Origin of the sequence: Belliella filtrata, from assembly GCF_022549775.1 — a bacterium.
Classification (GTDB): Bacteria; Bacteroidota; Bacteroidia; order Cytophagales; family Cyclobacteriaceae; genus Belliella; species Belliella filtrata.
In genome coordinates this window covers 1-21,037 of record NZ_JAKZGP010000052.1, presented here as the reverse complement: position 1 = coordinate 21,037, position 21,037 = coordinate 1, and the positions used below count along the sequence as shown (strand labels likewise).

At 38.4% G+C, this 21,037-nt stretch carries 17 protein-coding genes and 2 tRNA genes; 7 read left to right on the top strand and 12 right to left on the bottom strand.

Annotated elements, in window-relative coordinates:
* Positions 1-49: 49 nt before the first annotated feature.
* The 3 genes from MM239_RS16285 to MM239_RS16275 all read left to right on the top strand — a co-directional run bounded on the left by MM239_RS16285 (position 50) and on the right by MM239_RS16275 (position 1,216).
* Entirely contained in the window at positions 50-853 is an 804-nt protein-coding gene (locus MM239_RS16285) for a LuxR C-terminal-related transcriptional regulator (RefSeq protein ID WP_241349315.1), read from the top strand.
* A gap of 142 nt (positions 854-995) precedes the next feature.
* Positions 996-1,068 (top strand) — tRNA-Gly (locus tag MM239_RS16280).
* A 64-nt stretch (positions 1,069-1,132) separates the two neighbouring features.
* A tRNA-Leu gene (locus tag MM239_RS16275) sits at positions 1,133-1,216 on the top strand.
* A gap of 464 nt (positions 1,217-1,680) precedes the next feature.
* Here the strand turns inward: MM239_RS16275 and recG are convergent.
* Positions 1,681-3,774 carry an ATP-dependent DNA helicase RecG gene (recG, locus tag MM239_RS16270; RefSeq protein ID WP_241349314.1) on the bottom strand — a complete coding sequence of 698 codons (2,094 nt, stop codon included), beginning with the start codon at positions 3,772-3,774 and terminating at the stop codon, positions 1,681-1,683.
* Positions 3,775-3,982: 208 nt separating this feature from the next.
* Entirely contained in the window at positions 3,983-4,162 is a 180-nt protein-coding gene (locus tag MM239_RS16265; RefSeq protein ID WP_241349313.1) for a hypothetical protein, read from the bottom strand.
* Between MM239_RS16265 and MM239_RS16260 the strand changes: the two genes are divergently transcribed.
* Positions 4,161-5,672: an IS1634 family transposase gene (locus MM239_RS16260; protein ID WP_241349312.1), complete on the top strand. Its 1,512-nt coding sequence runs from the start codon at positions 4,161-4,163 to the stop codon at positions 5,670-5,672. The two genes, MM239_RS16265 and MM239_RS16260, sit on opposite strands and share 2 nt — an antisense overlap.
* 187 nt (positions 5,673-5,859) lie before the next feature.
* Here the strand turns inward: MM239_RS16260 and MM239_RS16255 are convergent, their stop codons facing one another.
* The 5 genes from MM239_RS16255 to dapF form a co-directional block, all read right to left on the bottom strand.
* Positions 5,860-6,636: a S1/P1 nuclease gene (locus MM239_RS16255; protein ID WP_241349311.1), complete on the bottom strand. Its 777-nt coding sequence runs from the start codon at positions 6,634-6,636 to the stop codon at positions 5,860-5,862.
* A gap of 124 nt (positions 6,637-6,760) precedes the next feature.
* Positions 6,761-7,948 (bottom strand): M20 metallopeptidase family protein, encoded by a 1,188-nt coding sequence (locus MM239_RS16250; protein WP_241349310.1) that lies wholly within the window; start codon positions 7,946-7,948, stop codon positions 6,761-6,763.
* On the bottom strand, positions 7,929-8,480 hold the full coding sequence (locus MM239_RS16245) for a hypothetical protein (RefSeq protein WP_241349309.1): 552 nt from the start codon (positions 8,478-8,480) through the stop codon (positions 7,929-7,931). Before MM239_RS16245 ends, MM239_RS16250 begins: the two co-directional genes overlap by 20 nt.
* Positions 8,481-8,497: 17 nt before the next feature.
* Positions 8,498-11,869, bottom strand: a complete 3,372-nt coding sequence (secA, locus tag MM239_RS16240) for a preprotein translocase subunit SecA (RefSeq protein ID WP_241349308.1) — start codon at positions 11,867-11,869, stop codon at positions 8,498-8,500.
* A 114-nt stretch (positions 11,870-11,983) separates the two neighbouring features.
* Positions 11,984-12,757 carry a diaminopimelate epimerase gene (dapF, locus tag MM239_RS16235; RefSeq protein ID WP_241349327.1) on the bottom strand — a complete coding sequence of 258 codons (774 nt, stop codon included), beginning with the start codon at positions 12,755-12,757 and terminating at the stop codon, positions 11,984-11,986.
* Between the two features lie 213 nt (positions 12,758-12,970).
* Here dapF and MM239_RS16230 point away from each other — a divergent pair, with 213 nt between their 5' ends.
* The 3 genes from MM239_RS16230 to MM239_RS16220 all read left to right on the top strand — a co-directional run bounded on the left by MM239_RS16230 (position 12,971) and on the right by MM239_RS16220 (position 15,635).
* Positions 12,971-13,738: a superoxide dismutase gene (locus MM239_RS16230; protein WP_241349307.1), complete on the top strand. Its 768-nt coding sequence runs from the start codon at positions 12,971-12,973 to the stop codon at positions 13,736-13,738.
* A gap of 330 nt (positions 13,739-14,068) precedes the next feature.
* Positions 14,069-14,839, top strand: coding sequence for a hypothetical protein (locus MM239_RS16225; RefSeq protein ID WP_241349306.1), 771 nt, complete (start codon positions 14,069-14,071; stop codon positions 14,837-14,839).
* A 328-nt stretch (positions 14,840-15,167) separates the two neighbouring features.
* Complete coding sequence (locus MM239_RS16220; protein ID WP_241349305.1) at positions 15,168-15,635, top strand: nucleoside triphosphate pyrophosphohydrolase family protein; 468 nt, start codon at positions 15,168-15,170, stop codon at positions 15,633-15,635.
* Positions 15,636-15,897: 262 nt separating this feature from the next.
* On the opposite strand, the gene MM239_RS16215 is transcribed toward MM239_RS16220, so the two are convergent.
* The 5 genes from MM239_RS16215 to MM239_RS16195 all read right to left on the bottom strand — a co-directional run.
* Complete coding sequence (locus MM239_RS16215; RefSeq protein ID WP_241349304.1) at positions 15,898-17,025, bottom strand: DUF4221 family protein; 1,128 nt, start codon at positions 17,023-17,025, stop codon at positions 15,898-15,900.
* Between the two features lie 127 nt (positions 17,026-17,152).
* A complete protein-coding gene (locus MM239_RS16210; RefSeq protein ID WP_241349303.1) occupies positions 17,153-18,283 on the bottom strand; it encodes a DUF4221 family protein in 1,131 nt (376 codons plus the stop codon).
* Between the two features lie 71 nt (positions 18,284-18,354).
* Complete coding sequence (locus MM239_RS16205) at positions 18,355-19,479, bottom strand: DUF4221 family protein (RefSeq protein ID WP_241349302.1); 1,125 nt, start codon at positions 19,477-19,479, stop codon at positions 18,355-18,357.
* A gap of 404 nt (positions 19,480-19,883) precedes the next feature.
* On the bottom strand, positions 19,884-20,762 hold the full coding sequence (locus MM239_RS16200; protein WP_317235643.1) for a DUF4221 family protein: 879 nt from the start codon (positions 20,760-20,762) through the stop codon (positions 19,884-19,886).
* A 21-nt stretch (positions 20,763-20,783) separates the two neighbouring features.
* A partial coding sequence (locus MM239_RS16195; RefSeq protein WP_241348919.1) for a transposase occupies positions 20,784-21,037 on the bottom strand: 254 nt, incomplete at its 5' end.

The following is a 21,037-nucleotide window of genomic DNA, read 5'->3' as shown; positions in this document are numbered from 1 at the left end:
TTAATTTAGGTTTAGTTTGTATTGGGCAATTCTAGCATAAATTGGATATATGGATAGTTTTTTACGTGACAAACTACGAAGCCAGGGAAAATTCTCTGACTTTTTTATTGAATGGAAGGAAAGGGAATTTACAGACACGGACATTGATGAGGATAAGTTACTGAAAGACTTAGAGATACTGAGTCAGCAGATTGGCATGAAGGAGGGCATCATCATCGGGTGTATTGATTATAGAGATTTAAGTCTAGCATTTTTCACGGATAATGTGGAGGACATCATGGGTTATCCAAGCTCTTTTTTTAAGAAAAAAGGAATGGAAGCTGTCTTGATGATGCTTCACCCTGATGATGTACCTGAGTTGGCCAAGTTTCAAAAAATCGTATTCGATCTTCTCCAAACGTTAAGCAGAGAGGAAATGGACAGCTTTGAGTTCACTTACACCGTTAGGTGGGTTCACAAGACAACAAAAGAGATCAAATGGTTTACTTGCAAAGTAAGGCCTTACCTTATCGACAGGAACAAAAATGTGGTTTTTGACCTCCATGTTTTATTACTTCTCAATACTCCTCCTCAAATCAATAGTTTCGATTGGAGCTACTCATACACCTCAAAGAATGGTGATAAGATTCATGCCACCAAGTATGAGCCTAAAACTTTAAACTTTAAGCTTACGAAAAAGGAAAGACAGATTTCCAACATGATATTGGAGGGAAAGAGCTCACAAGAGATCGCCGACGAACTCAATATAGCGATCAATACAGTGAATACACATAGGAAAAACATCCTAAAAAAGCTGAATGCAAAGACAACCGCAGAAATGGTGAAAATATTACTAAATACCCGAATGAAATAATGTACTGAAAATCAATACGCGAGCATATTTTTGAAAAAAAATGTTCATTTTTTTCGCTAGACCTTTTGCAAATATAGAAAACTGATATACCTTTGCACACACAAAAGACGGAGACAGCAGGTCAAAGTCAACACAACATCAAGCGAGAGTAGCTCAGCTGGTAGAGCACGACCTTGCCAAGGTCGGGGTCGCGAGTTCGAATCTCGTCTCTCGCTCAAGAAGCCCTTGTACAAGGGCTTTGTTGTTTACAAGTAGCTAAGTTAAGTTTTACTTAGTGAAGCCGGGATGGTGGAATTGGTAGACACGCAAGACTTAAAATCTTGTGGCTTCACGGCCGTGCGGGTTCGATTCCCGCTCCTGGTACATAAACCTCGTAGAAATACGGGGTTTTTTTTATTATACCTCGCAAGGCTGTATCTGTTGATACTTTAGTAATTTTGGCCCATTTAGGGGTGTTAAGTTTTCCTTCAAAACCATCTAGAAGTTTGTTCATCATAAGTTTTTGACGTTTATTAAGTGGTTTGGTATTCAAAAATTCCAATAATTTGCTTTATTGAGAACAGCGTTTAAAGCATCTTCGGCTTGAACTAGTGCACGATCAAGACAAGAAAGAAACCTTGCACAAAATGCGGTAAATACACGCTTTATTCACCGCAAGAGACCACTCATTGCACTCATAAGATTTTCAAACTCAACCTTTGAATTCATATATTATGAGGTATGAAGGAAGTTCATCATACATACTGGATCTCTGGAAACAGATTATTACTTTATTCATTTTATATTTAAAAAAACCTTATGCACAGAAAAAGTAATGAAATATAGCCTTATGAAATCCTGCTCCAATTCATCTCGTGCTGCTTCTGGGCTTTGATTTGCCTCAGTACAAGCTCATTTTCTGGAAGACTTAGATTTGGGTCAGCTTGAATAAGGTCTTGAGCGGCATCTCTCGCCATTGTCAATATCTGGGCGTCCTTACTCAGGTCTGCAATCAACAGGTCTGCAACCCCACTCTGCTGCGTCCCCATCAAATCCCCAGGCCCTCGTAAATTCAAATCCACATCTGCTATCTCAAAACCATTGTTGGTCCTCACCATGGTATCTAGGCGCACCCTACTATCTTTGGAGAGCTCGTATTTACTCATCAAAACACAATACGACTGTTCTGCACCTCTTCCTACCCTACCTCTTAGCTGATGCAGCTGAGAAAGTCCAAATCGCTCCGCATTCTCGATCACCATCACAGACGCATTTGGGACATTTACACCTACTTCTATCACTGTGGTGGCCACCATGATTTTCGTTTCTCCTTTGACGAAGCGCTGCATTTCATAGTCCTTGTCTGCGGCTTTCATATCTCCATGGACTATGCTGATCGGATACTCAGGAAATGCCCTGCAAATACTCTCATAGCCATCCATAAGGTTTTTCAAATCTAAAGTCTCTGACTCTTGGATCAGGGGATACACAATATATACCTGTCTCCCTTCTAGGATTTGCTTTCTTATAAATCCAAAAACCTTCAACCTATCTTTGTCATATCGGTGAACCGTCTGAATGGGTTTCCTTCCGGCAGGCAGCTCGTCTATAACAGAGATATCCAAATCGCCATAAAGTGTCATTGCCAAAGTCCTTGGGATAGGGGTGGCCGTCATTACCAGCACATGTGGCAAGTACTGCTCGTTCTTTGCCCATAATTTGGCACGCTGTGCAACACCGAACCTGTGTTGCTCATCCACAATGGCCAAGCCTAAATTCTTGAACTGTACAATATCTTCTAGCAAGGCATGTGTCCCGATGATGATGTGTAAATCTCCCGAGCGTAGCATCTCGTGGATTACCTTTCTTGCAGACTTTTTGGTAGAGCCAGTAAGCAAGGCAATGTTCAAACCCATCATGTCAGCATATTCTTTTAGACCTTCATAGTGCTGATTGGCTAATATTTCTGTCGGAGCCATCAAGCAAGATTGAGCACCAGAACTTATCGCAATCAAAATACAAATAAACGCTACCATGGTCTTGCCACTACCCACATCCCCTTGAATCAGCCTGTTCATCTGCTTACCCGACTTCATGTCTGCAAATGATTCTTTTATTACACGCTTTTGTGCTTCAGTAAGCTCAAAGGGAATATAATCATTGTAAAACTTGACCAACAATTCGGTCTGATTCAGCACTTGCCCCATAGATTTCTCAATCCTTGTCAATTTTAGCATGAGAAGCCGCAATTGGACAAAGAAGAACTCCTCAAACTTCAGCCTATACCTAGCCCTATTGAGGATATCAGGATTGTCAGGAAAGTGAATCTGCTTCATGGCATCACGCTTGGGAATTAAATTAAAGCGTTGTAAAATAGGTGCGGGTAGCGTCTCTTGGATGTGCGGAAATGCTACGGAGACTAAGCCTTCCATGATTCGAGAGATACCCTTGGAATCTAGAAACCTAGCACGCAGCTTCTCTGTAGTAGAATATACTGGTTGGAAAGAACTCCGCTCTTCTTGTGCCTGAGTGAGTACATCCATCTCTGGATGAGCCATACTGAATTTACGCCCATACTTGGCAGGTTTCCCAAAAAACACAAACAAAGCTCCTGCAACAAGTCTTTTTTGAACCCATTGAATTCCTTTGAACCAAGTGAGCTCCATCTCTCCTGTATCATCAAAAACATGGGCTACTAATCGTTTTCTTCGACCATCACCAATCGTTTCAACACTTCGGATTTTCGCAATGATTTGGACATGCTCGAGGTCTTCATGCAGGTCTTTGATTTTGAAAAAATGCGTTCGATCTTCATACCGGAACGGATAGTGTTGTAATAGCTCACCATAAGTGAATATATTCAGTTCCTTATTGATCAATGCAGCCCTCTGTGGCCCCATTCCTTTGAGAAACTCAATTTTTGTATCAAAGAATCTGGTCAATGGCTATTTACATTAGATTTGAAAAATGCAAATTACGCTATCTCAAATGAAAAAACTAAATCGGGAAAGATATAATGCTACCCTTAATCCTAAATATTTATTCAAAAACAAAAAACGCACCGATTTAGTGCGTTTTCATCAATATCATTAAATTAAGTAGCATATTTAGTTTTCGTTGATTTTCAATCAACAAATACTAAAGCATGGATCACCCATAAATCTCCTCCAAAACCTGACCCAACCTGATTCCGGCAGCGATCAGTCTTTCCTCCTGACTTCGACAGTCGTCAGTCCCATTTTTAGATAATATCCTGAAAAATAATGTTTTATAATTTTTTTGGTTTTCAGTTTGGGTGTCCCAGATGTAAATTTGATTACTTTTAAGCATGTTTGTTCGCAAAAAGTCCAATAAAAGTGGCAAGATCAGTGTTCAGGTAATAGACAAAGTAAGAGGAAGCTATAAAGTTGCCAAAACCATAGGTAGCAGCTCTAATCCTGCAGAAGTTGAAGAGTTTGTTTCTTTGGGAGAAGAGTGGATCAAGAACTATAAAGGCCTAATCGATATCCCCTTCAACAGTGAGGAACAGGTTGCTGAATCTGTATTGGAAAGTGTTGAAAACATTACTGTTTCAGGTACAGAACTCCTCTTGAATAAGATATTCAATGATATTGGATTTAACATAATCAAAGATGATATTTTTAAGTGGCTTGTCTATTCCAGGATTTGCTTTCCAGCCAGTAAACTCAAGACCTGTGATTACCTGTTAACTTATCACGGTCTTGATTTTCATGTTCAGGATCTATACCGGTATATGGACAAGCTTTACAACAATTATAAAGAGATAGTACAGCTGATCAGTTTTGATCACACCAAGAAAATACTGGGAGGCAGTATCAATATTGTTTTTTATGATTGTACCACACTATATTTTGAAGTAGATCAGGAAGATGATCTCAGAAAGACTGGTTTTTCCAAAGAAGGTAAGCACCAGAACCCCCAGATAGTTTTGGGTCTATTGGTGGGTCTTGATGGCTATCCTTTGGCTTATGAGATCTTTGAGGGCAATAAGTTCGAGGGACATACCATGATTCCGGTAATAGAGACTTTTAGGAAAAAGTATAATCTTCCTGCCCCAATAGTTGTGGCAGATTCTGGTTTACTTTCCAAAAGCAATATCAAAGAATTACTTGATAACGGGTATGAGTTCATTTTTGGGGCTCGCCTTAAGTCTTCTGGCACCAATCAAAAAAGCAAAGTGTTGGCTCTGGAGCTAGAAAATGGCGAGAGTTTTTCTTTGGATTGGGAAGAGAACCTTAGAATGGTTGTGAGCTACTCAGAAAAGCGAGCCAAGAAGGATAAGATCAACAGAGAAAAGGGGCTTAAAAAGCTCGAAAAACAGTTAAATACTGGTAAACTCAATAAAACCCATATCAACAACAGAGGATACAACAAATACCTAAAAATGGAAGGTGAGATAAAGATCGCCTTAGACATGGAAAAGTTTGAGCAGGATGGACAATGGGACGGTCTCAAAGGCTACATCACCAATACAAAGCTTGATAAAGAACAGGTAATTGAGAATTATAATAACTTATGGAAGATTGAAAAGGCGTTCAGAATAACCAAAAATGATATAAAGGTAAGACCAATTTATCATTACAAACAAAGGAGAATAGAAGCCCATATCAGCATTGCATTCGTTGCTTACAAAGTTTACAAAGAACTTGAAAGGCAATTGAATGAAAAAGAAGCAAATCTTTCACCACAAAAAGCAATTGAAATAGCAAAAGGTATATATACAGTAGAAATTCAACTCAAATCAACAGGGAAAAAGCTGAGAAAGACCCTATTTTTGAACGAGAGTCAGCGAAAAATGGCAAAAATGTTCGGTTTTTGATTTCGGGTGTCCCAGTGTCGAAGTCAGGAAAAAACTAAATCGGGAAAGATATAATGCTACCCTTAGTCCTAAATATTTATTCAAAAACAAAAAACGCACCGATTTAGTGCGTTTTCATCAATATCATTAAATTAAGTAGCATATTTAGTTTTCGTTGATTTTCAATCAACAAATACTAAAGCATGGATCACCCATAAATCTCCTCCAAAACCTGACCCAACCTGATTCCGGCAGCGATCAGTCTTTCCTCTGTATGATGGTAATGCTTATAGATGTATTCATAGCCGATTCTGCCATTATCTGGAATATCATACATGGCAGGTCTAATAGCCACCGCTTCTTTGAGCCATTCCGCAGGCCCTTTACTTGTATATTCTTTGATCAAATCAGCATTTATTCTTTTCTGAAGCTCTGTAGCTATTTCAGTAAAGCTCATTTTTTTTCCTTCTATAAGGTCCGAATCCCATATCGCGTGAATATTGGTTTCTTTGTTGAAAAAGCTAACCTTGACATCATTCCCTCCACGATCTCCGGGCTTGCCTACGTGAAAAGGCTGATGTAAGTCACCGACTATATGAATTAGCATACGCAACTGATCCCTTTCTTCTTCAGGGCTAAGTCCGCCCTTCTTGAGAGTCTCTTTCAATCTACCAAAAGCCTCATAGGCATCACCAGTTTCCTCTTGCAATGCTGGATCATATTCACCATCCACTGTCGTCACCCAATGCCACGTATAAGTATAGTCATACTTCTTATCAGATCGGATATTATCCATCCATACCCCCACCCCCGAGATTGACTCCTTGTGCAGTACCTTTTCTACTCTCTCTACAGTAGCTGGATTCATTTGCCATTCCGCAAGCTTACCGATCACATAATGTCCAATAGCCCCCCAAGCAAACGAACTCGTCTGAAAGGAAAGTACCATAAGAATAGCCAGCATCAGATGCTTAATTGTTTTCATATATCTCTAATATTAATATTATTCCCATCAAGATTCCCAAATAATATCCCAAAGCAAATATCCAATATCCATCAATATCCAACACCCTAATACTTCACTTCAACATATTTCAACCCTATTTCCTTCAATACCCCAACTCATTTACCGCAATCCACGCCATCAAACCCGCTCCAATTTCCATGGCATCTTCATCAATGTCAAATGTAGGTGTGTGAACCCCAGAAGTGATCCCCTTTGCTTCATTTCTAGTGCCTAGGCGATAAAAGCATCCGTCCATTTCTTGAGTATAGTAAGAAAAATCTTCTGCTGCCATCCAGATATCTAACGGCTCCACATTCTCTTCACCCAAATATGCTATTGCTGCTTCTTCAGCCCTACTGGTCAAGGCTTCAGCATTTTTGAGAAAAGGATAACCAACCCTGATCTCAAAATCTACTTCACCCCCCATACCTTCTACAATTCCTTTGGCGATATTGGTCATGTGCTGATGAGCCTTGGCTCTCCATGCCTCATTCAGCGTACGAAAAGTGCCTTGAATTTTTACTTCATTCGGTATGATATTCGTCGCACCCAAGGCCTCAATTCTCCCAAAAGAAAGTACAGAAGGAATTTTAGGAGAGGCATTTCGGCTCACTACTTGCTGTAAAGCCACTATCATGTGTGAGGCTATCAAAACGGGATCAACCAAGGTCTCTGGCATGGCACCATGGCCTCCTTTTCCTTTGACAGTGATATACAGTTCATCAGCACTTGCCATGTACATTCCCTTTCGGAAACCTACTTTCCCAACAGGAATGAGCGGCATCACATGTTGACCAATGATACCAGTAGGTCTAGGGTTTTCCAATGCTTTATCTTTGATCATCAAGGAAGCTCCTCCAGGAATCAATTCTTCTCCTGGTTGAAAAAGTAGCTTTACAGTACCTTCAAATTCATCCTTTACAGCATTTAGTATCTTAGCTGCTCCCAAAAGTGAGGCTGTGTGGACATCATGTCCACAGGCATGCATCACACCTGGGTTTGTGGATTTGTAAGGAACCTCATTTTGCTCTATAATAGGAAGCGCGTCCATGTCTCCACGGAGTGCGATAACCTTTTTATCAGGATTTTTCCCTTTGATCAAGGCCACAATACCTGTATCTGCCTTGACTTCAAAATCAGTGATTCCAAAACTTTTGAGCTGCTCCTGTACAAAAGCACATGTGTTATGCTCTTGAAATGATAACTCAGGATTGGCATGTAAATGCCTTCTATTGGCAATGAATTCAGCTTTATGTTGACTTGCCAGGGATTTAATTCTGTCCTTGATCATTATTCAAATTTTCATCGGTATTCACAAAGCCTTCTCTCTGAAATCTATCTTGGATGATTCTAGCCATTGGAAAGGCTTCTTTGAGTTTGTGATAATGTGATTGAGCTTCTATTCTGTTGATAAATTTTCCAACTTTCACCAAATACCTAGGCTGTTGGTATTGCATGTCTGACTTGACATCTGGAAACTTCGTGTAGAGATCATTCCTAGTCTTGAAAGCTTGATCTCTATCAACTCCACTATATACCAACACAGTATATCCAGAGTAATATTGTTCTGATTTATTATCCTTGGCGAATTTTTGCAAGGCCTGCTCCAATTCATAATCAATTGAAGAAACATCATTTGAGCTGCTTGAGCTAGGCTCATCATTTTTCTTCACTTCTGACAAATCAGGAAAAGTGATACGAGTAGCTGACAAATCCTCCTGGTAAGAGCTATACTTATTGGCTTCCCCACTCGATTTTTTGATAAGGTTACAAGACCCTAAGAAAAGGATCAATACAATACCACTTAAAATAGCTCTTACCATGATTTTTAAATTTATCATTAGATGATTACACACTTACCAGCTGCTACGTCTTGCTCTATACTTTTATACTTTACATCTTTTTTGATTGTACCATCAGCATATTGTGCAGTGACTCTGTCATTACGACCATAGACCTTGTCTGTCTTTCTTGGAGCTACTACTTGTTGTTCTGTAGACCTATTGGCCGCTGCGGCAGCGGCTTGTCTGTTTGCCCCTGGATTAAGCGTGCTACCTACTTCTGCTTTTGAAGCTTGTACTTTCTCTTCTTGTTTAGGTGCTTGGGCAGCCTTTACTTGACTTGGATCCTGTGTTGGTAGATCTGCCTTAGCCAAGAACGATATCACATCTTCATTGAGTCGACCTACAAATCTTTTGAACATCTCAAATGCTTCGAATTTGTAAATCAAAAGAGGATCTTTCTGCTCATAAACAGCATTCTGAACAGATTGCTTCAAATCATCCATATCTCTAAGGTGCTCTTTCCAGTTCTGATCAATGATTGCCAAGGTTACATTTTTCTCAATGGCCCTGATAAGATCTCTTCCTTGATTGTTCACCGTAGACTCCAGGTTGACAACTACTCCGATCTGCTTGATAGAATCGGTGATTGGCACCATGATTTCCTTTACTGTGGCTCCTCTTTGGGCATAGACATCACTCAGAATAGGCAATGCCCTTTCTAGAATCCTGTTACTTTTTGTGACATAGCTCTGATAAGCTGCATCAAATAGCTCTTGTGTCAATACCGAAACGTCTTTAGACTGAATATCATTAGCCGTCAGCGGGTGATCCACCCCTAGAGAACTGAAAATATTCATCCTCACATTTTCTGTATCTTCTGTAGACTTTGCCATCTGAACCAGGTCAAAACATACATCATACATAATATTCAGGATATCAAGCTCAAGCCTTTCTCCCATAAGAGCATTTTTTCTTCTCTTATATACTACCTCCCTTTGGGAGTTCATAACATCATCATACTCCAAAAGACGCTTACGTGTACCAAAATTGTTTTCTTCGACTTTACGTTGAGCTCTTTCGATAGACTTAGAGATCATAGAGTGTTGGATCACTTCACCTTCTTCCAGCCCCATTCTATCCATCAGCTTAGCAATACGCTCCGAGCCAAATAGACGCATCAAACTATCTTCCAATGAAACAAAAAACTGAGAAGAACCTACATCTCCTTGACGACCAGACCTACCTCTTAGCTGACGATCTACCCTTCTTGACTCATGTCGCTCGGTACCTATGATTGCCAATCCACCTGCTGCTCTAGATTCGGCAGTCAACTTGATATCTGTCCCTCTACCTGCCATGTTGGTTGCGATAGTGACTGTGCCAGGCTTTCCTGCTTCTGCCACCACATCAGCCTCTCTGGCATGTTGCTTTGCATTCAATACCTGATGATTGATCTTTCGGATCGTAAGCATTCTACTCAATACCTCAGAGATTTCCACTGAAGTCGTACCGACAAGCACTGGTCTACCAGCATTGGTTAATTCTACAATTTCCTCAGCTACGGCATTGAATTTCTCCCTTACAGTCTTGTATACTTTATCATCTCTGTCATTTCTGACTATTGGCTTATTGGTAGGAATTACCACTACGTCCAATTTATAGATTTCCCAGAACTCACCTGCTTCGGTCTCTGCAGTACCTGTCATACCCGACAGCTTGTGATACATCCTGAAATAATTCTGCAAAGTAATCGTCGCATAAGTTTGCGTAGCGTCTTCTACTTTTACATTTTCCTTGGCCTCGATCGCTTGATGAAGTCCATCAGAATATCTTCTACCCTCCATCACACGACCTGTCTGCTCATCTACAATCTTCACTTTTCCATCTACAAGGATATATTCTGTATCCTTTTCGAACATACAGTAAGCTTTCAACAACTGGTTTACAGTGTGAATTCTTTGTGCTTTTACTCCGTAGTCCTTGATGATTTCTTCCTTTCTAATCAACTTCTCTGTATCATCTATATCAGGATTTTTCTCCATCTCAGCGATTTCTACCCCAATGTCTGGTAGGATAAAGAAGTTTGGATTCTCGTTTTTCTTGGTGATTACTTCTATGCCATTATCTGTAAGCTCTACTGAATTGGTCTTCTCATCTATGGTAAACAAAAGTGGTTCATCTGCCTCAGGCATGTTCCTCTTGTTGTCTTGCAAATAGTAATTCTCCGTCTTTTGCAAGACTACCCTAATACCTGGTTCTGATAGGTACTTGATCAAAGGCTTGTATTTTGGCATACCTCTAAATGCCCTAAAAAGTGCTAAGCCACCTTCTTTTTCATTTTTCTCAGCAATCAACTTTTTCGCTTCTGTCAAGTAGCTTTGAATCAATTTGCGTTGCTCCTCCACCAAGGTAGAAACCCTTGGCTTCATTTCCATGAACTCATGCTGATCTCCCCTAGGTACAGGTCCAGAAATGATCAATGGCGTCCTTGCATCATCAATCAATACAGAATCGACCTCATCTATCATCGCAAAGTGATGCTTTCCTTGTACAAGATCTCCTGCATCACGAGCCATGTTGTCTCTTAGGTAATCAAAGCCGAATTCATTATTTGTTCCATACACGATATCACTCTTGTAGGCTTTCTTTCTACCCTCGGAGTTTGGCTGGAACTTATCGATACAATCTACGGTCAATCCATGAAACTCAAATAAAGGTGCATTCCACTCCGAATCCCTTTTGGCCAAGTAATCATTCACTGTTACTACATGAACTCCTCTACCTGCCAAGGCATTGAGAAAAGCCGGAAGTGTAGATACGAGTGTCTTACCTTCCCCTGTGGCCATTTCGGCAATCTTCCCTTTGTGAAGGACCATACCACCGATCAGCTGCACATCATAGTGTACCATATCCCAAACAACTTCGTTGCCTGCGGCCATCCACTTGTTGTGCCAAATAGCATCTTCTCCCGCTAATTCTACATTTGATTTTCTAGCTGACAATTCTTTGTCGTATGCATTTGCTTTTACTTTCAGGCTACCATTTTCTTTGAACCTTCTTGCTGTTTCTTTGACTACAGCGAAGGCCAAGGGCATCACTTTCTCCAAAACCACCTCAAGTGCTTCGTCTCTATCTTTTTCAATCTTGTCGATATCATTGTAAAGCGCATCTTTTTCGTGCACTTTTTCAGGAGCCAATGCCTCTATTTGAGATCGGATTGAGGCGATCTTCTCATCGTAAGACTTCAAGTCTTCGTTGATAATGCCTTTGATTTCTATGGTCTTCCCACGAAGCTGATCATCTGTAAGTCCAGATAATTTTGCGTATTCTTGATTGATCAAAGCGACTTTTGGTGTCAATTCTTTGATGTCTCTATCTGATTTTGTTCCAAAAACTTTTGCCAGTCCTTTGGCTATGATATCTAACATATGTATTTTCTATATTGGGCTTTAAAATTACTTCGTTTTTATTACAATTGGAAATTAGAATGATATAGATCGTCGAATTATCACAAGTCTACATGTTTGAAAATTTGTGAACTGCTACTTTTCCCATACACCATGAAAAACCTGCTCTGCTGGACCGATCAACTTGATATTGCGAAAACTCCCGTCTGCAGCCGCGGAAAAACGTACTTTTAATTTTCCTCCGGGAGTAAGGATTTTGACTTCATTTAATTGGTGTTTGATGCCATACACTAGAGCACAAGCGGTGACCCCTGTACCACAAGACAAGGTCTCGTTCTCGACCCCTCTCTCGTATGTCCTCACGTGAATCTCCTCATCACTGATAGGGGTTACAAAGTTTACATTTGTCCCATTGGGCTTATAATCATCACTATAACGCACCGCAGCACCCTGATCCACGACTGGGTAACTCAGCACATTGTCTACAAATCTCACATGGTGAGGTGAACCAGTATTGACAAAATAATCTTGTCCTGCATTGGAAATACTATTCACATCACTCATCCCAAGTTCTACCAAGCTACCATCGACAACAGCTGTGTGAGGTCCATCTATGGCAAGGAATTTGGTCTCTGTATCTATGATGTTTATAAATTTTGAAAAGGCTACGGCACATCTTGCGCCATTTCCACACATACTTTGTGAGCCATCCGAGTTGAAATAAATCATTTCAAAATCAAAGCCATCTTTGTACCTAATCAAAATAAGTCCATCAGCTCCAATGCCAAACTTGCGATCGCATAACATTTGAACCAAAGGAAGGTTATCTTCAGGAAATGCTTCATTTCTATCATCGATCATGATGAAATCATTTCCAGTGCCTTGATATTTATAAAAGGAAAATTGCATGTCTAAGTGCTTTGCTATTTTAGAATTTACAAATGATTCAAAAACCAAACCATTGTACATTATGAATGCAAACATAAACATCTTGTCACAAAATCAGACTTATTGTCCGACTTTAGGTTTTATTATCGCTTTGAAATCTTTATCTTAGGCAGTTATAATTACAAACTAGAAGTATTCATTTTGAGAAAAATTAAAGGATAAATCCCCTAAAAAATGAAAAAATCAAACACTAAAGTATCGAGAAGGTATTTTATTTCAAGGAGTTCAAAAGCAACGCTTGCTTTTGGAATCGGATCATCTTTGGTAGGATCTGCATTCTTGACTGCATGCGGAGGAGAATCTACTGATGAAAATGAAACCAAACTGAGTACGGGTTTTGAACAAGCAGCTTTAGCATACGATTATGCAGCACTTGAGCCACATATCGACGCCATGACTATGGAAATTCATTACACGAAGCATGCCGCGGCCTATGCCAAAAATCTTGGTGAAGCTGCTGCTGAAGAAGGTGTTGATGTGAGTGCTCCACTAGAAGAGGTGATGATGAACATTTCCAAATATTCTACTAAAATGAGAAACAATGGTGGTGGCCATTACAATCATGAATTATTTTGGAAAACCATGTCTCCTGACGGAGGTGGTAAGCCAAGTGGTGACCTAGAAGCTGCTATCAATGATGCTTTTGGAAGCTTTGATGAGTTCAAGTCAAAATTTGAAGAAGCTGGAAAAACAAGGTTTGGTTCTGGATGGGCCTGGCTTGTAGTAGATTCAAATAAAAAATTGGCAGTAGGCTCTACTCCAAATCAAGATAATCCACTCATGGATGTGTCGGATTTTCAAGGTGTACCATTGCTAGGTATCGATGTATGGGAGCATGCCTATTACCTCAAATATACCAGCGACAGGGCTGGGTATATTGGAAATTGGTGGAATGTGATCAATTGGGACGCAGTGTCAGAGCGATATGATGCGTTGAAATAAGATTTGGACTCACGATCATCACATTGAAAATATTGAGACGGAAGTTTAATCTGGCCAATATTTTTGTCGACTAATAAAATATCGATTGGTAATCTAGCACAAAGATCGGTGATATACTTGCTAAACAAGGGCTGATTTGATTCCAGTCAAAAAGTAACACTAAGCGCAAAGGAATATACTTTCTTTGCGCTTTTTTCATAAATAAGCACTTGGACTGGTGATTTATCATGCCTTTCATGCTGTTGAAACCTGTATTTTGTCACATTTTGTATGGATAGCTGGCATGTAGCTTGCAAAGAGGTCGTGGAAAAAACCAACTATTTAACGAAAATGAAAAATTCAATCAAACACTTTCAAAAATTGGCCTTTGCGATGTCCATCGGCTTCTTGACCTTTTCTTGCTCCAATGTAGAAGATACGGAGATCAGCGAACCACAAAGCTCAGTAGGCTTGAGCGCTACCTCAAGTGCAGGAAATAGTAGTACTGCAAATCAGCGTGTGATAGTGAATGGCTTTGCTACAAGCCAATTTGCTGTGGGTACCAAAGAAATAGAAATGAAATATGCTGCAAAAGCTGACCTCTTGGCTGGCATCAGTATAGGGAATATTACGTTGAAAACGAATGTAAACACCTCATTTCACCAAGAAGCTTCACAAGCTAAGAATGTGATTTTGGTAAACAATGGTACTGCCGCTACCTCCGCCATCGCAGAAGGTAGAAGCCCTCAAGGAAACTACACAGAAGTGAACTTCAAGTTACATAGAAAAACTGAAGGCAACACCAATGATCCAATGTATGATCGCTCACTATGGATCGCAGGGGAAATTGACGGTAAAGTCACAACCATCTGGCTCACATCTGAAAAAGCCATCAGAGCAAGATCCGAAAATGCTGTAGGTGTAGAAGTGGATGGTGATACAGATATGCTTTTGGTATTTGATATGGATAAATTGTTTGCTGAAGTTGATTTCAGTGCGGCAGTCGATGCCAATGGGGATGGAAGGATAGATATTGGTCCAAACAGTGCTGATGGAAATGCGGCAATTCTCTCCAAGATCGAAAGTAATCTCGAAACTGCTGTTGTTCTAAAGGGTAATTAATCCCAAGTTTTGAACAATTGAGAAAGTAAACTTTCCTCGATTTATACATAAACCCTTCAAGATTGATTAATCAAACTTGAAGGGTTTTGTTTTTTACGGAATTGAAGCTTGAAACTTGCTACATCTCGAAAAAACTTCTCCTAGACGATGATCAGCCGAGGTGCTTACAAGGTTATTTTATCTTCTTAGATCAACTCTCATTTAACATAAAGTCAGAGGCGCTTTCTAAAAATTATTTTTTGTATTGATCAAAGTTTTGTTTCTTCGTCGGTCAAAGTAGGGTATAGACTCATTATTTCAAACATACAACTCAAATAAATCAAACGATATGCAAGATCCAAAGTCGCTCACTTCTGTGGCAGCATTTCATCAGACTTTCAAACACCCAATTCTATCAGAACCTCAAATTCCAGATGCAAAAAGGTGTGAATTGAGGGTTTCACTTATTGCTGAAGAGCTCAAAGAGCTTGAAGAAGCCATAGCTGATCAGAACATCGTAGAGATAGCTGATGCACTTTGTGATATTCAATATGTACTGTCAGGTGCAATTTTAGAATTTGGATTAGGCGATAAATTCAAAGCGCTATTTGACGAAGTTCAACGATCCAATATGAGCAAAGCATGTAAAAATGTAGAAGAAGCTGAAGCCACAGTGGCTCATTACCAAAGTCAAGGTGTCTCCTGCTTTTTTGAGCAAGAGGGAGACCTATACCTAGTATTCAGAGAAGGAGATCTCAAAACACTGAAGTCAGTGAACTATTCGCCAGCTGATTTGAAAGGAATTTTAGGAAAATAAGAAAATTGAAGGAGAAGCGAGAGATTAGAATTTAGTTTCCAAAACTGCAAAGGTTTTTCTGTAATACGAAAACTTCAGCCTGAATTGGATTGTGATAGCAACCTTTGATGTCAAAAGAGCCCTCAAAGGTTGTTGAATGCTACCCTTTGAGTGTGCCGCGACGTACCTGAAGGTCTTTCTGCTTTTGGATTTATTGTCAAAATTTCAACCATGAATTCTGAAAGTTTGACTTTCGGTATTCATGGTTAACACATCTTTGGTTTTAGTTGATTTTTATCCTTAAGAAGGCTAAATCGTCGTTTATATTGATTTTAATCCAAAGCATATTGTCTTTGACAAAGTATTCTGTAAGTTGTTCAGTCAAGTTTATGTTATCGAAGATCTTTTTTTCTACAAGTGTTTTAAAGTTAGGATTATACTTAATAAGAAATACATCCCATTTTTCAGGTCGATCTTCTTGAGCTATTTGATTTTTTTTTACTGCTAACCTATAAAAATCTCCAGAATTGGGATCAACTACTAAGTTTTCGAAAGCAATCTCTTCATTTAATGCAATAGCTTGAGCTTTAAATTCTTCCAAAGACTCTGTTTGCAATTTGTAAGATTTGCTTTTCGCTGTCGGAATGGTCATTTGACGTATCTGTATTTCTTGAATTGAATTCTCTGAATAATCATACTCGAATATTTTATTGTTGGCTTTATTGAAGACATACGCTTTATTGCCTACAAAAAGAGTTCCGACGGGCTGGATGAGTGATCTTTTTGACCCATTTTGAATTAGTGTGATGTTGTGGTCGTTCATTACTTCAAAATCAGGGTTTTTAATGATTTTCACTTCATTAGTTTTGAAATCTAAATAGGTTAGATGTAAAAAATCTGAATTAGATGATTGAACCTGAGCTAAAAGTTTTCTGGAGTCATTTAATAAAGTGAAATTATTTTGGTACATAAACCCTTCACCCAGGCCAGTTTTACCGATAGTTGAAGTTTGTAAATTTATTGAAGAAACTTTTTTCATCTTCTTATCTAAAAGTTCAATATTGTTGAAGTTGTAAAAAGCATACAGACTATCGTTCCAAAAGTCAAACCACCAAACAGACCCCACCCCATTTGGACCTTCTTTTTCTACTTTGATTTTTCGATCAAGAATTAAACGATCAAGATCTATTATTTCCAATACTCCATTTTTTGCATCATAATGGTGAATTTTGGAATTATCATTTGAAAAACCACTTAGAAACATATTTGATGCTGCCATGATGATTTTATCTTTAGCATCTACCATCACCGTATCCATGCTGATCTCTATCTGTGAATAATCTTTGGTACCTTCTTTTTTACCACATGAGTAAAGTAAAATAATGCAGAGGAAGAAGAATGAATTTTTCATAAAGAAAATAATTTTTATATGGTTAAGTGCTAAAAATTTTATCGATAAAGCATTTTCCAGTTTCTCACATTCTTATAACAAAATGGTGTAATTAGGCGCTTAGGTTTCGATGATTCAACAGGACAATTTATTTGATTTTGATCCTCACAAAGCCCATCTCATCTTCCAAATTTTCAAATACCCATAGCATACCATCTTTTGCAAAATGTTTGACTGGCACTTTTTTGTAATTTTCTAAAAGTATTTCTGAAAGTACCTTAAACTCCTTGTCAAGTAGCATCAGGTGTACTTCTGTGTCTGAATGAATGAATTTGCTGTCTTCTTCTTTGTACTTTAAGAAATGAGCAAATCTGTAGTATAATTCGTTTTCATCATCCCAAACTGGTGCACTGAAATTGATATCTTGTCCCAAGCTACGATTATGTTTTTGGAACTCTTCCATGCTTTCTACCACTTGTGGTATCTTTGCCGTTTTCTTAACTGGAAGTGTTATAGGTTCGGCGGGATAGTGAATAAAACTTTCGGTGGCAAAATCAAAAGTATAAATATCAGCTCCAACTTTACTAGAAATGATGAGCATTTTCTCTGACCTGCTGAGATCTAAAAAGTCGGCGAGCATGGCTCGAGGCGTACCTCCTTCAGAATATACTAACTTGAACGAGGATAAATAGTCCAATGCTGGAATAGGATAGTTTTTGAATTCCTTTGTTTGCGCATCAATACTCCCCACAAGTGATAATTGATCATTCCAGCTAATCAAGATTGTGAATAGTTGATTTTCGTCTTTTGGATTGACCACAATGGATTTCTCTACATACCCTTCGAAGTCTTGATCTCCTTTAAGATCTTCCATAAGAAAATCATATTTGCTAATCCGCGTGCTTGACAAGTCGAATATACCCTTGCTGGAAAAACTTCCTAAAAAGAACTTTTCATCTAGAAGCACTTGGAACTGCATGGCAAACCTCCCTATTCCATTGGGACCTTCTTCATCATACTGAACTCTTTGAACAAATTCCAATTCATCCAAATCGACTATTTCTAACTGAAGGGTCCTAGGATTGAGGTAGTATAAAAGACTTTTGTCAGCAGATAAGTCTGAAACCATCAAATCTCCTGCTAAGGAAAGAATTTCGTCTTTAGCATCTACCATCACCGTATCCATGCTGATCTCTATCTGTGAATAATCTTTGGTACTTTCTTTTTTACCACATGAGTAAAGTAAAATAATGCTGAGGAAGAAAAGTGAATTTTTCATATGAAGAAATTTAGTTAAAAGCTATGTGATGAAGATTGCTGTTTGGGATAAATAGATTAAAGGATATATGATTAAATGACTTTTATTCTTAGAAAACCTAACTCATCTTCTATATTGATTGAAATCCAGATGCTTTCATCTTTTACAAATGCACGGTATGGTATGTGTTTTAGCGTTGGTATAGCTTTTTCTGCAATAACTGTAAAACCTTCATCTAATACGGTAAGAAAAATGTTAGCTGTATTTACAACTTCGTCACTTTCATCCCTATCTGCAATTACTTCTTCAAAGGAGAATCTATAGAACAGTTTTGATTTATTATCCCATATAGGGTGTAAGAAATTGATTTGCTCTTTTAGCATTTTACTAACTTCTCGATTTTCCTCAATCCCAGCAACCATCTTAGGTGGAAGTTTAGTTTTTTCTTTTTCAGTTAAGGATGGACTCGGACTTTTTAATTCCAACATTTCACTGGGGATATCATATACATAGATGTCACTAGATACTCCGTTAGATAGCAGGACTTTATTTTCTACAATAGAAGTATAGTTGCTAGTTCCAAACCAAACCTTCGGAGTTTCCATCTCATAATGAAAAGATTGCAAAATTTCAAAAGCAGGAATTTTCCATTTTTGTAAGTAGTTTTTGATAAAGTCTATCTGAATAAATGAAACCTCTCCAGTTCTCCAATTCTTTCCCCATCCAAAAACTAAGTGTGGGTTATTTGCACTTAATACGCTGTGTGAGAAGCTTTCTCCTTCATTGAAGTCGTCACCTGAATACTGTTGATCCCGAGTGCTACTTGATACCAGTTTTTTTCCATTCAAATCAAAAACATCATGTGTAAACTGACTACTCAAATAAAGCGAATCTTGACCAATACTTTTTAAATCTGTAAACCGTGCTCCAGTACCATTTGGACCTTCTTTATCAAAATTGACTATTTTTTCGAGTTCTAGCTTATCCAAGTTGATGATCTCCAATTTATGTCTGTTCATGTCAAAATTATAGAAGAATTTTCTATCCATGGATACATCAGACCAGCGGAGTCCCATTTGCAGGTATAGTATTTCGTCTTTGGAATCTACCATCACCGTATCTATGCTGATCTCTAACTGTGAATAATCTTTGCTACTTTCTTTTTTACCACATGAGTAAAGTAAAACAACGCTGAGGAAGAAAAGTGAATTTTTCATATATAAGAGTTTAGTTGTAAGGTAATAACTAAAATCTTTATAATGAAATATGTTTATAGTTTTTATATTGTTTGAATGGAGAAAGTATACCCCCTAACGATGAAAAAGTTACTGTCCCAAAATCCTATAAAGTTCTAAATTCATGTAATAGTGAGCTCCACTTATTTCTCTTCGTTCTACTTTTCCAATTTCTGACAAGATGTTGAGGTATTGACATGTGGTATTTTCAGCATATATTTTCTTGTCTGTAAGGTTTGGTTCTGTCTGGGTTAATCAAGTAAGCCATTACCTAACCTTAGATTTTGTTTATTTTAATGTTTGTACATTGATTTGACATTAAATTTCATTATAAACACCTTTTCCTTCATAAAGGAAATAAAATTTTAATGTGTGGTTTTGATATTTCAATCAATTTTTATTCTAACAAAACCCATTTCGTCATCTAGGTTTTCAAATACCCAAACAGCTCCATTTTTTACAAAATAAGATCCAGGTGTTTTGTTAGAAGTGGGAAGAGGGATTTCAGATACAAGCTTGAAGTTGTTGTCATATAAATTGATAAATGAATCGACAGATTTCAGTTTAGGATAGCCTTTTTCTTGGGATTCTTCGAAGTGCTTGATATAAGAAAGTCGGATATATCGGTAGTTGGTAGGGTCGTAGACAGGTTTACCGAAAGCGATTTCACTCTCTACTTTCTTGTAGAAAGAAAAGAAGACTTCAGGATCGGTCACTTCCGCTGGTAATGTTTGCTGTTTTTTTGAAGAAGTGAGTTTATGGTCCATTTTTGCATAGGATAACTCCTCTTGTTTTAGGTCATATACATACATGTCACTATTGATATTGGAGCCAAATACAATGTTTCCATTGAGATATGATAAAAACAACAGGGGCTCATATACCTCATAGTTGCTTGGGTTGTCGCAAATCATAGTGAATTCGCTCAAGGTTTTGAACTCAGGTAAGTTGAGCCTTCTTGTATCTCCTGTACTTAAGTTCAATATACCAAACTCATGATCTTGATTCGGGAACTTCATCAATATTCCATAGACCATGTGTAAATTCTCAGGATCCACTTTTTCGTAGAGGAAGTCATTACCCGCTTGAGTGAATTGCGCTTTTTGATTGATAAGATCTTTTAGGTTTTCTGCTTTTTCACCTTCGGTTGTCATTATGATCGAAGCTGGATATCCATTGAAAAGTATCAAGTTTTCATTCAGACATACAATTCCACCTCTCCCATTATTTCCGATACCATTAGGACCTTCTTTTTCTAATTTTATTTTATATGACTCCCCCTAACTTTACACGTATGTTTGAATTGCCGCAACAATAAGACGGTCAAACAATTTTTCCCCAAAATATCTTCTGTTGAGTTTATAAACAAACTCATCTATGTAGTTTTGGATATATTTTTCGGTTACCATATGATAGATTCCCAATAGATTCTTTTTCAGGTTACTTATGGCTGTATGAACCCAGTTTAGCTCTTCATTTGCAGTACTTTCTGAAGACTTTACTTTTATGTGTGTCTCCACTAACTTCTCCACGTGAACAT

Coding starts and splice junctions, on each gene's coding strand:
- MM239_RS16285 (WP_241349315.1), top strand. CDS start 50: ATGGATAGTTTTTTACGTGACAAACTACGAAGCCAGGGAAAATTCTCT.
- MM239_RS16260 (WP_241349312.1), top strand. CDS start 4,161: ATGTTTGTTCGCAAAAAGTCCAATAAAAGTGGCAAGATCAGTGTTCAG.
- MM239_RS16265 (WP_241349313.1), bottom strand. CDS start 4,162: ATGCTTAAAAGTAATCAAATTTACATCTGGGACACCCAAACTGAAAAC.
- MM239_RS16255 (WP_241349311.1), bottom strand. CDS start 6,636: ATGAAAACAATTAAGCATCTGATGCTGGCTATTCTTATGGTACTTTCC.
- MM239_RS16250 (WP_241349310.1), bottom strand. CDS start 7,948: ATGATCAAGGACAGAATTAAATCCCTGGCAAGTCAACATAAAGCTGAA.
- MM239_RS16245 (WP_241349309.1), bottom strand. CDS start 8,480: ATGGTAAGAGCTATTTTAAGTGGTATTGTATTGATCCTTTTCTTAGGG.
- secA (WP_241349308.1), bottom strand. CDS start 11,869: ATGTTAGATATCATAGCCAAAGGACTGGCAAAAGTTTTTGGAACAAAA.
- dapF (WP_241349327.1), bottom strand. CDS start 12,757: ATGCAATTTTCCTTTTATAAATATCAAGGCACTGGAAATGATTTCATC.
- MM239_RS16230 (WP_241349307.1), top strand. CDS start 12,971: ATGAAAAAATCAAACACTAAAGTATCGAGAAGGTATTTTATTTCAAGG.
- MM239_RS16225 (WP_241349306.1), top strand. CDS start 14,069: ATGAAAAATTCAATCAAACACTTTCAAAAATTGGCCTTTGCGATGTCC.
- MM239_RS16220 (WP_241349305.1), top strand. CDS start 15,168: ATGCAAGATCCAAAGTCGCTCACTTCTGTGGCAGCATTTCATCAGACT.
- MM239_RS16215 (WP_241349304.1), bottom strand. CDS start 17,025: ATGAAAAATTCATTCTTCTTCCTCTGCATTATTTTACTTTACTCATGT.
- MM239_RS16210 (WP_241349303.1), bottom strand. CDS start 18,283: ATGAAAAATTCACTTTTCTTCCTCAGCATTATTTTACTTTACTCATGT.
- MM239_RS16205 (WP_241349302.1), bottom strand. CDS start 19,479: ATGAAAAATTCACTTTTCTTCCTCAGCGTTGTTTTACTTTACTCATGT.